The sequence below is a fragment of the Lactobacillus sp. ESL0260 genome (assembly GCF_003692935.1).
Lineage (GTDB): Bacteria > Bacillota > Bacilli > Lactobacillales > Lactobacillaceae > Lactobacillus > Lactobacillus melliventris.
In genome coordinates, this window is record NZ_REHO01000001.1 from 1 (window position 1) to 15,826 (window position 15,826).

General features: G+C 39.3%; 14 protein-coding genes. 13 read left to right on the plus strand and 1 reads right to left on the minus strand.

The window, feature by feature from the left end:
• The 13 genes from dnaA to F5ESL0260_RS00065 form a co-directional block, all read left to right on the plus strand.
• Nucleotides 1-1,368: chromosomal replication initiator protein DnaA (gene dnaA / locus F5ESL0260_RS00005; RefSeq protein ID WP_233557686.1), on the plus strand; the 1,368-nt coding region annotated here is incomplete at its 5' end.
• Between the two features lie 173 nt (nt 1,369-1,541).
• The gene (gene dnaN, locus F5ESL0260_RS00010; protein ID WP_122025397.1) at nt 1,542-2,672 is read left to right on the plus strand and encodes a DNA polymerase III subunit beta; all 1,131 of its coding nucleotides are present in this window, start codon (nt 1,542-1,544) and stop codon (nt 2,670-2,672) included.
• A gap of 213 nt (nt 2,673-2,885) precedes the next feature.
• Nucleotides 2,886-3,107 carry a S4 domain-containing protein YaaA gene (yaaA, locus tag F5ESL0260_RS00015; protein ID WP_122025398.1) on the plus strand — a complete coding sequence of 74 codons (222 nt, stop codon included), beginning with the start codon at nt 2,886-2,888 and terminating at the stop codon, nt 3,105-3,107.
• Between the two features lie 6 nt (nt 3,108-3,113).
• The gene (gene recF, locus F5ESL0260_RS00020; RefSeq protein WP_110445321.1) at nt 3,114-4,253 is read left to right on the plus strand and encodes a DNA replication/repair protein RecF; all 1,140 of its coding nucleotides are present in this window, start codon (nt 3,114-3,116) and stop codon (nt 4,251-4,253) included.
• On the plus strand, nt 4,243-6,207 hold the full coding sequence (gene gyrB, locus F5ESL0260_RS00025) for a DNA topoisomerase (ATP-hydrolyzing) subunit B (protein ID WP_122025399.1): 1,965 nt from the start codon (nt 4,243-4,245) through the stop codon (nt 6,205-6,207). Before recF ends, gyrB begins: the two co-directional genes overlap by 11 nt.
• Before the next feature lie 9 nt (nt 6,208-6,216).
• The gene (gene gyrA, locus F5ESL0260_RS00030; RefSeq protein ID WP_122025400.1) at nt 6,217-8,703 is read left to right on the plus strand and encodes a DNA gyrase subunit A; all 2,487 of its coding nucleotides are present in this window, start codon (nt 6,217-6,219) and stop codon (nt 8,701-8,703) included.
• Between the two features lie 206 nt (nt 8,704-8,909).
• On the plus strand, nt 8,910-9,203 hold the full coding sequence (gene rpsF, locus F5ESL0260_RS00035) for a 30S ribosomal protein S6 (RefSeq protein ID WP_046323979.1): 294 nt from the start codon (nt 8,910-8,912) through the stop codon (nt 9,201-9,203).
• A 54-nt stretch (nt 9,204-9,257) separates the two neighbouring features.
• Nucleotides 9,258-9,779, plus strand: a complete 522-nt coding sequence (ssb, locus tag F5ESL0260_RS00040) for a single-stranded DNA-binding protein (protein WP_046323980.1) — start codon at nt 9,258-9,260, stop codon at nt 9,777-9,779.
• Between the two features lie 22 nt (nt 9,780-9,801).
• On the plus strand, nt 9,802-10,044 hold the full coding sequence (gene rpsR / locus F5ESL0260_RS00045; protein ID WP_034978630.1) for a 30S ribosomal protein S18: 243 nt from the start codon (nt 9,802-9,804) through the stop codon (nt 10,042-10,044).
• Between the two features lie 268 nt (nt 10,045-10,312).
• Nucleotides 10,313-12,334, plus strand: a complete 2,022-nt coding sequence (locus F5ESL0260_RS00050) for a DHH family phosphoesterase (RefSeq protein ID WP_122025401.1) — start codon at nt 10,313-10,315, stop codon at nt 12,332-12,334.
• Between the two features lie 12 nt (nt 12,335-12,346).
• Nucleotides 12,347-12,802, plus strand: a complete 456-nt coding sequence (gene rplI, locus F5ESL0260_RS00055) for a 50S ribosomal protein L9 (RefSeq protein WP_122025402.1) — start codon at nt 12,347-12,349, stop codon at nt 12,800-12,802.
• Nucleotides 12,803-12,838: 36 nt separating this feature from the next.
• Nucleotides 12,839-14,218, plus strand: coding sequence for a replicative DNA helicase (gene dnaB / locus F5ESL0260_RS00060; RefSeq protein ID WP_046323983.1), 1,380 nt, complete (start codon nt 12,839-12,841; stop codon nt 14,216-14,218).
• A 168-nt stretch (nt 14,219-14,386) separates the two neighbouring features.
• Nucleotides 14,387-14,545, plus strand: coding sequence for a CsbD family protein (locus tag F5ESL0260_RS00065; protein WP_110445323.1), 159 nt, complete (start codon nt 14,387-14,389; stop codon nt 14,543-14,545).
• An 81-nt stretch (nt 14,546-14,626) separates the two neighbouring features.
• Here the strand turns inward: F5ESL0260_RS00065 and F5ESL0260_RS00070 are convergent, their stop codons facing one another.
• On the minus strand, nt 14,627-15,826 hold the full coding sequence (locus F5ESL0260_RS00070) for a DUF2974 domain-containing protein (RefSeq protein WP_122025403.1): 1,200 nt from the start codon (nt 15,824-15,826) through the stop codon (nt 14,627-14,629).

A 15,826-nucleotide genomic window follows, 5' to 3' on the forward strand; every position in this document is an offset into this window, starting at 1 on the left:
TTGTTTGACATTAATAAATTTTGGCAGCATTTTAATACAGAAATGCGTGAACATTTTAATGAAGTTGCATATAATGCCTGGTTTAAAAATACCAGACCAGTTTCTTACAATAAAGAAACTCACGAATTAAAAATTGCCGTACAAAATCCTGTAACCAAAGGATATTGGGAAAAGAATTTAGCTTCACAATTAATTCAATCTGCATATGGCTACGCTAATATTGAGGTTATGCCTGTCTTTCAAATTGAGGGCGATCAAAGTACTGAGCGCATTGTAACTCCTAAACCAAAAAGTGAGGCAATGTCCGCAAATTCACGGCCGCAAATTGAAAATGCCTTTGTCCGTAATCTTAAGCTTAATGAAAAATATACTTTTGATAATTTTGTTCAAGGCGAAGGCAATAAACTGGCAGCCGGTGCAGCATTGGCAGTGGCTGACAGTCCAGGTAGTTTTTACAACCCTCTTTTTATTTTTGGCGGTGTAGGTTTAGGTAAAACACACTTGATGCAGGCTATCGGCCATCAAATGTTGGCAGAACGGCCTAATGCCAAGGTTGTCTACATCCAAAGTGAAACTTTCGTTAATGATTTTATAAATTCAATCAAAAACAAAACGCAAGATCAATTTCGCGCTAAATATCGCACCTGCGACTTATTACTAGTTGATGATATTCAATTTTTTGCTAAAAAAGAAGGTATTCAAGAGGAGTTCTTCCATACTTTTGAGACCCTTTATAATGATCAGAAACAAATAGTCATGACAAGTGACCGGCTGCCTACCGAAATTCCTGATTTGTCAGAGCGACTGGTATCACGATTCACTTGGGGTCTGCAAGTAGAAATTACCCCACCGGATCTGGAAACACGGATTGCAATCTTACGTAAAAAAGCCGAAGCCGAAAATTTAATAATTGATGATAATACACTCGATTATATTGCTTCTCAAGTTGACACTAATATTCGTGAACTAGAAGGAGCTTTGGTGAAAGTACAGGCACATGCAACAATTGAGCACGAGGATATCAATGTCAATCTGGCTCGTGAAGCATTGGCTGATCTCAAATTAGTCCAAAAAAACCAAGGTCTGCAAATTTCTAAAATTCAAGAAGTCGTTGCCAATTATTTCCAAACTTCAACTTATGAATTAAAAGGAAAAAAGCGGGTTAGACAGATTGTCGTTCCAAGACAAATTGCTATGTATTTATCCCGTGAATTAACTGACTCCAGCCTTCCTAAAATTGGACAGGAGTTTGGCGGTAAGGATCACACAACTGTGATGCATGCTTACGAAAAGATTAGTCGTGAAATTAAGACCAATTCTGACATCAAAACTGCTGTTTTTGATTTAAAACAAATGCTTGACCGCTAAAAAGTTATCAACTGTGGATAAATAACGGACTTGTACACATCTTTTTAACCGCAATAATTACGTTATTTTAAGGCTAATGTGTCTTTTCAACAGAAATCACAGGACCTACTAATACTACTAATTAAATATATAATTAATATAAAGAAAACAGACAAAATAACAGGAGGCACCAAATGAAATTTACAGTTAACAGGAATCTTTTTTTAGATAATTTAAACAATGTAATGCACGCCATTTCATCTAGAGCAACTATACCAATTCTTAGCGGAATTAAGCTTAACTTAACGGAAACGGAATTACTTCTCACTGGAAGTGATACTGATATTTCAATTGAAATCAAAATACCGGTTAGTGAAGATTTGACCGTCGATTCAACCGGATCAGTCGTTTTACCGGCAAGATTTTTTAGCGAGATTATCAGACGCTTACCAGGAAAGGAATTTTCTTTGGAAGTTAAAGAAAGTTTCCAAACACAAATTATTTCTGAAAACAGTGAGTTCACTATTAACGGCTTAGATGCTAATAACTACCCAAGATTACCGGAAATTCCAGACGAGTCCTCTTTTATTATTTCGGGAAAAACTTTTCGAGAAATTATCAATGAAACCCAATTTGCGGTTGCAACTCAAGAAAGTCGCTTAGTTCTGACTGGTGTCCACTTCACCTTTAGTCCTGATAAAATTCATGCGGTAGCCACAGATTCACATAGACTGTCCAGTCGTGCGTTGACTTTAGAAAATGGACCACAAACAAAAACAGACTTAATCATTCCGGGAAAGAGTTTACTGGAACTTGCACGTATTATCGGAGAAACGGATCCGGAGATTAAAGTTTGTCCGGGTGAAAATCAGGTACTCTTTGAAATTGGCAACATTCTGTTTTATTCACGTTTACTTGAAGGCAGCTATCCTGACACTGAACGCTTGATACCCACTGACAGCACAACAACTGTAGAATTTGACTTAATGGAGCTTTCAAGTGCGCTTGATCGGGCAAGTTTACTAACACATGCAGGACGCAATAACGTAGTAGATTTGACACTGGATACTAAAAAACAAAGTGCCAAATTATCTGGTGAATCAGCAGAAATTGGGAATGTTGAAGAAGATGTTAATTTTAAGAAACTTGAAGGTGAGAATTTAAAGATTTCCTTCAATCCTGATTATTTGCGTGATGCATTAAAGGCTTCGGTGACTGATTCCGTCATTATGGATTTCACGCAACCATTGCGGCCATTTACTGTCAATCCAGATAAAACCGACATTGATTTTGTCCAGCTAATTACACCGGTGAGAACTTTCTAAGCTTTCATTCTTAATAAAAAGAAAAAGTCATCAACTGATGGCTTTTTTTCTGACCAAATTTTTATAATCGAACAAAAAAGCATGCTGGTTTATTTTTAGTGTCATTCACTATGAAATGTTTGTTTTGAAAAAATCCGTTTATATGGCTCTATATGGGCTTTTAGTTGTTTTTTACTTGTGAAACGAATATACTTATTATAGGTAGTTAATGGTGTGAAGGTGGTTAAGATCAAAGAATTTAAAGTAACAAGCGAATATATTACTCTGGGTCAGTTTTTAAAAGAAGAAAGTATTGTTTCTTCAGGTGGACAGGCTAAATGGTATCTGCAAGAAAATCCAGTTTTACTGAATGGGATCAAAGAAAATCGGCGTGGTAAAAAATTACGCCCTGGCGATACGCTAGAAATTGCTGACGAAACTTATGAATTGCGGTAGCTGTGGATGTATCTCAAACACTTTATTGCACAAAATTACCGCAATTTGCAGCAATTTGAGGTTGACTTTGATCCCAATGTCAATATTTTTATAGGTCAGAACGCGCAAGGCAAAACTAATTTACTTGAAGCGATTTATTTTTTGGCCCTAACTCGTTCTCATAGAACCAGTAATGATAAAGAACTAATCGCTTTTGGTAAAGACTATGCCAATGTTTCTGGTCACATTTATAAAAGTCAAATTGATCTATCTTTGCGGGTTTTAATTACCACTAAAGGTAAGAAAGTTTGGGTTAATCGGGTTGAACAAGCGAAATTATCCAAATATGTGGGACAATTAAACGCTATTTTATTTTCGCCGGAAGATTTAGACCTGATTAAAGGGGCACCCAACTTAAGGCGGAGATTCATGGATCAGGAGTTTGGTCAAATTAGTGCCGAATACCTTTATTTTGCAGGCAAGTATAAGCAGGTATTGCAGCAAAAGAATAATTATTTGAAACAATTGGCCAAGGGTGAAGCGCATGACACCATGTTTTTGGAAGTTTTGTCGGATCAACTAGCCGGTGTTGCGGCAGAAGTAATAGTCCGCCGCTTTCAATTTTTAAATTATTTAGATCAATATGCTCAAGATGCTTACGCTCACATCAGTACCAGCGCTGAAAAGCTGGAAGTAACTTATCGGCCATCGGTAAAAGAAATAACTGCAAGAGATAGCGTCGAAGAAGTTTATCATAAAGTGTTAGACAATTTTCAAAAAAATCAAAGAATTGAAATTCTCAAAGGCACGACCTTAAGCGGTCCTCACAGGGATGACATTGAGTTTGAACTTGATGGTAAAAACGCTCATTTATATGGCTCTCAAGGACAGCAGAGGACAATCGCGCTTAGTATTAAACTGGCTGAGATTCAGCTTGTGCACCAGTTAACTGATGAATATCCGTTATTATTACTAGATGATGTCATGAGTGAGCTTGACCATAACCGCCAAAGTGCCTTACTCAATTACATTCACGGTAAAACACAAACATTTATTACGACGACAGATCTTGAGGGTATTTCCTGGGAAATAATTAAGAAGCCGAAAATATACCGCATTAAATCTGGACAAATTTATTTAGAAGAGGGGAAATTGCATGGCAGATAGTAACAAAGAAAATCTTAAGCAAATTAAGCAATATGAAAAAGAAGCCGATAAATATAATGCCAGTCAGATTCAGGTCTTAGGCGGACTTGAAGCAGTTCGTAAGCGTCCAGGAATGTATATTGGCTCTACCAGCTCTCAGGGTTTGCACCACTTAGTGTGGGAAATAATTGATAATGGTATTGACGAAAGCTTAGCCGGTTTTGCCAGCAAGATTGAAGTCACAGTTAATGAAGATGGCAGTGTAACTGTTCAAGACGATGGTCGTGGTATTCCGGTCGATATTGAAAAAAAGACGGGTCGACCAGCTCTTGAAACTGTTTTTACTGTCTTACACGCCGGTGGTAAATTTGGTGGTGGCGGCTATAAGGTTTCAGGCGGTTTGCACGGAGTGGGTGCTTCTGTCGTGAATGCTTTATCAACTAAGCTAGATGTTACAACAATGCGTGATGGTAAAAAGTACTTTATTGACTTTAGTCGTGGTCGCGTAGTTGATGAAATGAAAGTAACGGGGACTGTGCCTTTATCTGAACATGGTACCATAGTGCACTTTTTCCCAGATCCAGATATCTTTACTGAAACCACTTCTTTTGATGACAAGATCCTCAAAAATCGTATCCGTGAACTTGCCTTTTTAAATAAGGGCTTGAAATTAACATTTACCGATAAGCGCAAAGACAGCGCGGAAACCGACGTTTATCACTATGAAGGTGGTATTCAGGAATATGTTTCGTTCTTAAATCGTGATACAGAAGTATTATTTGATGAGCCGATCTATGTAGAAGGTAATGACAACGATATTAACGTTGAAGTATCTTTGCAATATACAAAAGGCTATAAAACAACATTAATGACTTTTGCCAATAATATTCATACTTATGAAGGTGGAATGCACGAAGCTGGCTTTAAGACAGCCTTAACACGGGTAGTTAATGATTATGCTCATAAAACTAAGCTGTTAAAAGATAGTGATGACAATCTTTCAGGAGAAGATATTCGGGAAGGGATGACAGCTGTCGTATCAGTAAAGCACCCTAACCCGCAATTTGAAGGTCAGACTAAGACTAAATTAGGCAACTCTGATGCTCGGACAGCTGTAGATCGTGCTTTTTCTGAAACTTTCAATCGCTTCTTAATGGAAAATCCGCAAGTTGGTCGGAAAATTGTTGAAAAGGCTCAGTTAGCTGAACGTGCTCGGACAGCTGCTAAACGTGCGCGTGAGGTAACTCGAAAGAAATCAGGACTCGAAATTGCTAACTTGCCGGGTAAATTAGCTGACAACACCAGTAATGACCCTAGTATTTCCGAATTGTTTATAGTTGAGGGTAATTCTGCGGGCGGCTCTGCCAAGCAGGGACGCTCAAGGCTGACTCAAGCTATTTTGCCAATTCGTGGTAAGATTTTGAACGTTGAAAAAGCTTCAATGGACCGCATTTTGGCTAATCAAGAAATTCGTTCACTTTTTACGGCTTTGGGAACCGGCTTTGGTGCTGACTTTGATGTTTCCAAGGCCCGCTATCATAAATTAATTATTATGACTGATGCCGATGTTGATGGCGCCCACATTCGGACACTGCTTTTAACCCTCTTTTACAATTACATGCGTCCGATGATTGAAAAAGGCTACGTTTATATTGCACGTCCACCTCTATACCAAGTACGCCAGGGAAAAGTGGTCAGATACTTAGATACTGACGAAGAATTGCATGACTATTTAGGTAGTCTGCAGCCAAGTCCTAAACCTTTGGTACAGCGCTATAAGGGACTGGGCGAAATGGACCCAGAACAATTATGGGATACAACCATGAATCCTGAAAATAGGAGACTCGACCGTGTCAGTCCGGAATACGCTAAAAATGCCGATGAAGTCTTTGAATTACTGATGGGAAATGAAGTAGGTCCGCGGCGTAATTTTATCGAGACTAACGCTAAATACGTTGAAAATTTGGATGCATAGGAGGTTTAAATGGATAACGACAATCAAGGTCAGGATCATAGAATAAGAAACGTTGATCTGACCAGCGTAATGAATAGTTCATTCTTAGATTATGCCATGTCTGTTATCGTGGCGCGGGCTTTACCCGATGTGCGCGATGGCTTGAAGCCGGTTCAGCGCCGGATTCTTTATGGCATGAGTGAACTAGGTGTTACACCAGATAAACCATATAAAAAGTCAGCCAGAATCGTGGGGGAAGTTATGGGTAAGTTCCACCCTCACGGTGATTCCTCAATTTATTTGGCGATGGCCCATATGGCACAAGATTTCAGTTACCGCTATATGTTAGTTGACGGCCACGGTAATTTTGGTTCAGTTGATGGCGATGAGCCGGCCGCAATGCGTTATACTGAGGCGCGCATGAGCAAAATTGCCGTCGAAATGTTGCGCGATATCAATAAAAATACTGTTGATTGGCAGCGTAATTACGATGATTCTGAAAATGAGCCAGTAGTATTGCCTGCCAGAATACCTAACTTATTAGTTAATGGTACAAGTGGTATTGCCGTTGGTATGACGACCAACATACCGCCTCATAACTTGTCAGAGGTGATTAAGGGTCTGCACATGTTGATGAACAACCCTGATGTCACTACTAAAGAATTGATGAAGGCAATTCCGGGTCCAGATTTTCCTACAGGTGGTACTATCATGGGTCGCGGTGGCATTTATCGGGCCTATGAAACTGGGCGCGGCAATATTGTTGTTCGCGCTAATACTAATATTGAAACCGAAAAAAGCGGTCGTGAAAGAATAGTCGTTACTGAGTTGCCATACTTGGTTAATAAAGCTGAGCTGGTTAAGAAAATTGCAGACTTGGCACGTGCTAAGACTATTGATGGTATTACTGGTGTGCGTGATGAATCCGATCAAACAGGGATGAGAGTCACAATTGATATTCGCCGTGATGCTAGTGCCAGTGTTGTGTTAAATAATTTATTTAAATTGACGCAGATGCAGGCCAACTTTGGTATGAATATGGTGGCAATTGTTGATGGCGCACCGCATTTTCTCAGTCTCAAGCAGATGCTGCAATATTACTTGGAACACCAAGAAGATGTTGTTACCCGTAGAACTAAATTTGAATTAGCCAAAGCCGAAGCTAGAGCACACATTCTTGAAGGTCTGCAAATCGCCCTTGACCACATTGATGAGATTGTCCATATCATTCGTCAGAGTCAATCAAGCGATATTGCTAAGGCTGCTTTAATCAGTCGTTTTGGTCTTGATGATAAGCAATCACAAGCGATCTTAGACATGCGGCTGGTACGGTTAACCGGTCTTGAGCGTGACAAAGTTGAAGCCGAATATAAAGAGTTACAAGCCAAGATTGCTGATTATAAAGACATTTTGGCAAAACCAGAGCGCATTAATGAAATAATCTATAATGAGCTGCTGGATATTCAAAAACGTTTTGGCGATGCTCGCCGGACTAAGATTGGCGCTAGCGAAGTTGTCTCAATTGAAGATGAAGATTTAATTGAAAAGCAAGACGTTTTACTGACATTAACTCACAGCGGCTACATTAAGAGGATGCCTATTACCGAATTTAAGACTCAAAATCGTGGTGGTAAAGGTATCAAAGGCATGGGCGTTAAAGAAGGCGACTTTATTGCCAACCTGATTTATTCAAGTACTCATGATATGTTGCTGTTCTTTACCAACAAGGGCAAGGTTTATTCAAAGAAAGCCTATGAAATTCCAGAATTTGGTCGTACTGCTAAGGGTCTCCCAATAGTCAACTTACTGCAACTGGAAAAAGGCGAGAAGATTCAGACTATCGTTAATATTCCTGAAGATGCGGATGACCAGTACTTATTCTTCATTACGAAAATGGGGACCGTTAAACGTACTCATGTCAGTGAATTTGGCAATATCCGCAACAGTGGCTTAATCGCATTAACCCTGCGCGATGGTGATGAGCTGAATAATGTCTTGGCTACAGACGGCAAGCAAGATATCCTGATCGGTACCCACTTAGGTTATGCTGTGCGCTTTAATGAGCAAACTGTTCGGTCAATGGGACGGACAGCTGCCGGTGTTCGGGGAATTAATTTACGTGAAAATGACTATGTTGTTGGTTCTGGTGTCGTTAAAAATAATGATGAAGTCTTAGTGATTTCCGAAAAGGGCTACGGTAAGAGAACAGCAGCTGCTGAATATCCGACAAAGGGCCGCGGCGGTAAAGGGATTAAAACCGCAAACATTACCAAGAAAAATGGTCCACTTTCAGGCGTGACTGTGATCGATGGCAGTCAGGATATCATGGTTATCACAGATGATGGTATCATGATCCGCTTTAAGACAAAGGATGTTTCTCAAACTGGGCGCAGCACTCTCGGCGTGCGCTTGATCAAGATTAATGACAACAATAAAGTTGCCAGTCTGGCAATTGTTCCGGCTGAAGAGGACCAGGAAGTAGCTGCTTCTACTGAAAATGCAGAAGAGCAAGACTAATTAAGAAACAAAAATATTTAAAAATTATCAGATTATTTTACGTATATATTAAGTAAGGAATGAAAATTTCTTATTGGATCACGTAAAGATAGTTTGGTAATTTTTTGTTTATGTGCTAGAATTAGAGATTGCGAGTAATAAACTTCATTACTCCTTGTTCTTGATTTTTAGCAAGAACCATTTAGTCCAGAAGGAGGTGCACTAGTATGACAACTACTAAGTATGAAATAACTTATATTATCAAGCCTGATATTGATGAAGAATCAAAGAAAGCATTGGTTGAAAGCTATGATAAGGTTATTACCGATAACGGTGGTACGATGGTTGAGTCAAAAGACTGGGAAAAGCGTCATTTCGCATATGAAATTAATAAATATCGTGAGGGTTTATATCACGTTATGACTTTCACTGCTGATAACGCTGATGCAGTTAACGAATTTGACCGTTTGTCCAAGATTGATACTGCCGTTCTACGTTCAATGACCGTCAAAGTTGGATAATTAAGAACAAAAACGTTATCGTTTTCGTGATTTAGGAAAGGGAGGACCTAAAGTATGATTAATCGAGTTGTACTTGTTGGCCGTTTAACACGTGATCCTGAATTACGTACTACTGGGAGTGGAATCTCGGTTGCTACGTTTACTCTTGCTGTAGATCGTCAATATACAAACGCTCAAGGCGAGAGAGGTGCAGATTTTATCAGTTGTGTCATTTGGCGCAAATCTGCAGAAAATTTCTGTAATTTTACGTCTAAAGGCTCACTTGTTGGTATAGATGGCCGAATTCAAACCAGAAGTTACGATAATAAAGACGGGCAAAGAGTATATGTAACAGAAGTTGTCGTTGACAACTTTGCATTGCTTGAATCACGTAAAGATCGTGAAGCCCGTGGTCAAAATGGTGGTTACACACCAAATAACAATGGCAATTTTGGTAATCAGAATACCAATAATACTCCTAATATGGGGGCTTCAAATCAGAATAACACTGCTAATAATGGTCCGGATAATACTCAAGATCCATTTGCAGGTTCAGGCGATACCATTGATATTTCTGATGATGATTTACCATTCTAAATTAACAGAAAGGACCTAGGATATGGCTCAACAAAGAAGAAGCGGCGGCGCTCATCGTCGTCGTAAGGTTGACTACATTGCTGCCAACCATATTGATTACGTTGACTATAAGGACGTTGATTTGTTGAAACGTTTTATCTCTGAGAGAGGTAAAATCTTACCACGTCGTGTCACTGGCACCAGCGCTAAGAATCAACGTAAGGTAGCTAAGGCAATTGAAAGAGCTCGCATTATGGGCTTGTTGCCATTTGTTACTGAAGACTAATAAATAAAAACTCTGCTAATGCTTGAAAAGCACTGAGCAGAATTATTGATAAGAACCTTGAAATTACGATAATTTTGAGGTTTTTTATTATGCATAAATTATCTAAGCAAGAATAAAAGTGACTGGTTAAATTTTGACAGTTAAAGAGAGTAAAAAGAACCAAAAAAGTAATGATAGTTCAAACCTGAACCTTGTGGAGTTTCTTATCTAGTGAATACAATGTATAATAATAATGATGTATTATACATTATTTTAGGAAGGACCTTACATGAAAGATTTTTTACGTAAGCTTGAATTTCCTGCTTTTATTAAAGATTCTAGGCTGACGGCTTCAGTCATTATTATCTTAGCGCTATCGCTTTTGGGCAGCATCGTTGCGATGATCATGAACCCATTATTTGGCTTGGCTATGGTCTTGATCTTTATTTTAACTGTGGCATGCGTCGGTTATGGTGCATATATCTTAGCTGGTAATGCAAACAATTTTGCTGTTAGTTTATCTTATCGGATTAAGCGTAGCGAGCAAGAAGCAATGATTAAGATGCCCCTGGGCATTTTACTTTACGATAAGGATCATCAAATTCAATGGGCCAATCCGTACCTGCAGCTTTATTTAAAAAATGAAGACCTGATTGGACATACAATTGCGTCCGTTGATCCTGAACTGGATAAGTTAATTAATGAATCCTTAAAGGCTAAAACTGCTGAAAACCATGTAGTTAATTGGGATGGTCATCAATTTGAGATGGTTATCCAAGACAACCTGGGCGTGGTTTATTTACTGGATATTACGCGTTACGCCAAAATAGAAAAACGATATAAAAACGAATTATTAGCTATTGGACAGATTTTTATTGATAATTACGATGAGTTGAGTGAAACCATGCATGACCAGGAATTGACTGCTACTAGTGCATATGTCCAGAATACTCTGAGTGATTATGCTAAAAACTTTAACGCTTACCTTAAACGCATTGATGAAGATCACTTTTTATTATTACTCCATATGCAAGATTTAGCTAAAATGGAAAAAGATAAGTTTTCTGTTTTGGATAAAATGCGTTTAGAAACAAGTCGTAACAATACACCGTTAACTTTGTCAATTGGAATTGCTTTTGGCAGCAGCTTAATTACTGAATTAGCTGACCAAGCGCAGTCTAACCTTGACTTGGCGTTAGGCAGAGGCGGGGACCAAGTTGTTCTTAGTCAACCCGGTAAAGCAGCTCGTTTCTATGGTGGTAAATCGAATCCGATGGAAAAGAGAACCAGAGTTAGAGCAAGGATGGTTTCACAGGCGATTAGTGAGCTGTTCAAAGAAGCAGACCGCGTTTTTGTAGTTGGTCATGCCAGCCCTGACATGGATTCGGTCGGTAGCGGTATTGGCGTTGTTAAAATTGCCCGTTTGCATCATGTAAAGGCAAATTTTGTCTTAGATGTCAATAAGACCAATTATGATGTCAGCCGCTTAGTTGCTAAAATGGAAAAACTAAAGGGAGATAATGATATTTTTATCGCACCTGGGGATGCGTTAGAAGCATTGACTGACAAGTCTATGTTGGTTATGGTTGACCATTCAAAATATTCTATTACTTATTCCAAAGAATTATATGAGCAATTAAGAAATAGAATTATTGTCATCGATCATCACCGTCGCGGTGAAGAATTCCCTGAAAACCCGATGCTGACGTACGTTGAACCTTATGCCTCATCTGCCTGTGAATTGGTAACTGAAATGGTAGAGTACCAACAGCCAAGTTCAGGTAAGCGGGTTTTAACCGACCTTGACGCTACAGCAATGCTAGCGGGAATTACAGTTGATTCCAAAGAATTTTCGCTGCGTACTGGTACTCGGACATTTGATGCTGCCAGTTACTTGCGGTCAATTGGTGCAAGTACAATGGGTGTCAGCGAGTTGCTAAAAGAAGATATTGCTAGTTTCTTGCAGCGCACCCGGCTGGTCAGCAGCTTGAAGATGATCAAGCCTAAAATGGCGGTCTTATGTGGACCCGATGATAAGGAAATTGACCCTATTATTACTGCCCAAGCTGCAGATACGGCGCTTGATTTAGAAAATGTCGAAGCCAGTTTTGCAATTACCAGACGGAATAAGGATACAATTGGTATATCTGCTCGTTCAATGGGTGATATCAACGTTCAGCTTATTATGGAAAAACTTGGCGGCGGCGGCCATTTGTCTAATGCGGCTACCCAAATTAAAGGGATATCTGTTAAGGAAGCACTTGCTAAATTGATGGATGCAGTGGATACTTATGAACAAGAAAATGAATAAAAGGAGAGCACAATGAAAGTTATTTTTACTAAAGATGTTAAAGGCCGTGGCAAACGCGGTGAAGTTAAAAACGTTCCTGATGGTTATGCCCAAAACTTTTTATTTAAGAGAGGTCTAGCCAAAGCTGCAACTAAAGCAAATATGCATACTTTGGCAAGAGTGGCTGCTAACGAAAAGGCGGCATATGAAACTGAAAAGGCTGAAGCAGAAAAGATTAAGTCTGAACTGGAAAAGGATGAAACAGTAGTTAACTTCAAGTCTAAAGCCGGTTCAGATTCCAGACTGTTTGGTTCAATTTCTGGTAAAAAGATCGTTGAAGGCTTAGAAAAACAGTTTGGTATTAAGATAGATAAGCGCAAATTAAACCTGCCTGAACCAATTAAATCCTTAGGATACACAAATGTACCAGTTAAGTTATTTAAGGGCGTAGAAGGTAAAATTCGCGTTCATGTTACCGAACAGGATTAAACTGTAGTTGAATTCTGAAAAAAGTGGGCGTAAGTAATGGATAATATTGTCTCACAGCAGATACCACATGATGATGAAGCGGAAAAAGCCGTTCTAGGTGCAATTTTTATTGATCCTGCTGCAATAGCTGATGCCAGTGCAGAGGTTCAGCCAGAAGATTTTTATAAAAGAGCAAATCAGTTGGTTTTCCAGGCTATGCTTGATTTATCTGACCGTGAGGATGCAATTGATCCGTTAACGCTGCAGGATGAACTGACTAAGAAAAATCAGCTTGATGATATTGGTGGTATAGCTTATGTTTCTGAACTGGCTATGGCCACGCCGACGGCTGCTCACGTTACTTATTATGCTAAAATTGTTCACCGTAAAGCTTTATTGCGGCGGCTGATTTCTGCCAGTCAAAAAATTATTACGAATGCAATGCAGGATTCCGATGATGTCACCGACATTTTAGATAATGCCGAAAGTGAGATTATGAATGTCTCATCGGAAAATAATGCCAATGGTTTTCGTAATATCAAGGATATCGTTAACTCTACTATTGATGAAATTAACAACATTCCTGAAGATGGCAATATGGTTACGGGTCTGCCAACCGGGTTTGTGGAACTCGATAAGATGACCACCGGTTTTCATGATGATGAACTAATAATTGTGGCGGCACGTCCCGGAGTAGGAAAGACTTCCTTTGCGCTTAATGTTGCCCAGTATGTCGGCTTGCATACCGATAAAACTGTCGCAATGTTTTCCTTGGAAATGAGTGGGGAGCAACTAGTCCAGAGAATGCTTGCTTCTGAAGGTTTAATCAATTCGCAACACTTGCGTACTGGTCAACTGGATGAAGACGAGTGGCCTAAATTAGTCACTGCATCCGGATCATTGGCAACGGCCAATATTTATATCGATGACACACCGGGAATTAAGATGAGTCAGATTAGGGCACAGTCTCGCCGTTTGGCTAAAGAGAAAGGCAATTTAGGCCTAATTGTAATTGATTACCTGCAGTTAATTGAAGGTCCGCACAGTGAATCACGCCAGCAGGAGGTTTCAGCTATTTCACGGCAATTGAAGAAATTAGCCAAGGAGCTTCATGTACCTGTTATTGCTTTGTCGCAATTGTCGCGGTCAGTTGAGCAAAGGCAGGACAAGAGACCTGTCTTATCTGATATTCGTGAATCCGGCTCAATTGAGCAAGATGCCGACATTGTCTCTTTTCTTTACCGTGATGATTATTATCGCGATGAAGAAGAAGGCGAGGAAAATAAGGAAGTATCGGCTGAAGATGATAATGGCGAAGTTGAGGTTATTATTGAAAAGAACCGTTCAGGTAGCAGGGGAACAGTAAAATTAATGTTTTCTAAACCTTATAATCGCTTTTCTAATCTCGATTATAGTCATGATCAGCCTAACGAATAAGAAAGAATAAAAGCCATGGTGATTTATAGTAAAAAGCTATGGCTTTTTGCTTTTCTACATCTTTTAACAAAAAATAAGGCGTTTTTAATGACAATAATTATACAAAATTGTACTATTAAGGTGTGAATAGAAATTTTTCGCTAATTTTTTGGGAAAGGATCGATTAAGATGGCTGATAAAGGTTTTAAAGATAAAGTAGCTGGCAAAGCTAAAGAAGTCAAAGGCAAAGTTCAACAAGCTGCTGGCGACGTTAAAGATAAGGCACAAGAAGCTACTGAAAACGTCAAAGACAAAGTCGATGACGTTAAGGATAAAATGAAGAATTAATTCTTTTAATTAATAAATAAAAGGAGATTGAGAAGACCAACGGTTTGCTCAATCTCTTTTTTGGGTTACACATGAAACAATTTATCGCAATTTACGGCGAATACTCTCTGGTAATTTTAGATTCGGCCGATCAGGATCATAAAATTCATAGAACACTGGGGCCTTATTAGAATCATTACTTTTAGGATAAAGGTCGTAGTTGCTGGCCATTAAGGGCAAAGTCATATTCTTTTTGTAGGAATTCCAGATATTGCTTAACACTTGAGTTAACAACTTTCGTTCTTGGGGTTCAAGGGATAAAAAGGCACGACCAAAGCGGTAGGTTCCTACTATTTTATTACTAGTTAGTTGGTTTAATTCATCAATGTCATAATTTTCAAAAGCCTCGAAAAGATCAGAAAAGGCATCGTTTCTTTCTTGATCGGGAATCGAATTATTGAAATTAATTAGAGCATGTCTGATCACGCGGCTACTGGAAGAAAGACCATCGGCTAGAGTAAAACTGTCGCGACCTACTGACCAGCGGCGAGGGTCATGCTGATTGCGCATTGGTACGGTACTTTTGACAACCAGAGTTTGTTCCGGATGGTCAAGCATTGCACCAAAAATTGAATTCTGGGGAATGTAGGTTTTCATTTTAGACATGGAAGAAATGAAACCAGGACTCGTGTATACCTTATGGAAAAAGCCCGGTCCGTCGAAACTAATCGCCTTGATTACCCGTTTTTGAATTTCAGGCTCAACTGCACATAAAGCAAATTGAGCAAAGTTCCCTCCTTTTGAATGGCCTAAAAGGTAAATTTGTTGATCACTAAATTTATGTGCTATTTTTGTTAAATATTTAGCTGCCACTTCCTGACCATAAATCTCAGGCAGGTAATTCATACCCATATCTTCATTTAAGCCAATCATAGTGCCGTCAGTTCCGCGAAAGACGACAGCAATGGTTTTTGTGTCAATAAGAAAGGTGGCAGCAGTAAATTGCAAGGGATGCGGTTCTTTTTCCAGTCTGTCTGTCCAATCTAGAATCTTGATGTTGCCGATTCTAGGACTTTCCGGTAACAACATAACTTCAGTTGCAGTCTCGGCATACATTTGATGTTGAAAAGAAGACAAGTTCCGCAATTTTTCCGCTACTTCTCCTAGAGTATGATTGGTGGCAGAACTATCGGCCGGCAAATAAGCAATAGATGACAGCAGTGAAGCATCAACACTATTAAATGGCTTTTCTTTAAAGCTTAAGTCACCACGCCAGCGTAAATAATCCAAGGGTCCGGCCAT

What these genes read in the sequence shown, in the direction of transcription:
- dnaN (WP_122025397.1), top strand. Translation starts at nt 1,542, where the DNA reads ATGAAATTTACAGTTAACAGGAATCTTTTTTTAGATAATTTAAACAAT.
- F5ESL0260_RS00070 (WP_122025403.1), bottom strand. Translation starts at nt 15,826, where the DNA reads ATGGCCGGACCCTTGGATTATTTACGCTGGCGTGGTGACTTAAGCTTT.
- F5ESL0260_RS00065 (WP_110445323.1), top strand. Translation starts at nt 14,387, where the DNA reads ATGGCTGATAAAGGTTTTAAAGATAAAGTAGCTGGCAAAGCTAAAGAA.
- rpsF (WP_046323979.1), top strand. Translation starts at nt 8,910, where the DNA reads ATGACAACTACTAAGTATGAAATAACTTATATTATCAAGCCTGATATT.
- rplI (WP_122025402.1), top strand. Translation starts at nt 12,347, where the DNA reads ATGAAAGTTATTTTTACTAAAGATGTTAAAGGCCGTGGCAAACGCGGT.
- ssb (WP_046323980.1), top strand. Translation starts at nt 9,258, where the DNA reads ATGATTAATCGAGTTGTACTTGTTGGCCGTTTAACACGTGATCCTGAA.
- recF (WP_110445321.1), top strand. Translation starts at nt 3,114, where the DNA reads ATGTATCTCAAACACTTTATTGCACAAAATTACCGCAATTTGCAGCAA.
- dnaB (WP_046323983.1), top strand. Translation starts at nt 12,839, where the DNA reads ATGGATAATATTGTCTCACAGCAGATACCACATGATGATGAAGCGGAA.
- gyrA (WP_122025400.1), top strand. Translation starts at nt 6,217, where the DNA reads ATGGATAACGACAATCAAGGTCAGGATCATAGAATAAGAAACGTTGAT.
- gyrB (WP_122025399.1), top strand. Translation starts at nt 4,243, where the DNA reads ATGGCAGATAGTAACAAAGAAAATCTTAAGCAAATTAAGCAATATGAA.
- F5ESL0260_RS00050 (WP_122025401.1), top strand. Translation starts at nt 10,313, where the DNA reads ATGAAAGATTTTTTACGTAAGCTTGAATTTCCTGCTTTTATTAAAGAT.
- rpsR (WP_034978630.1), top strand. Translation starts at nt 9,802, where the DNA reads ATGGCTCAACAAAGAAGAAGCGGCGGCGCTCATCGTCGTCGTAAGGTT.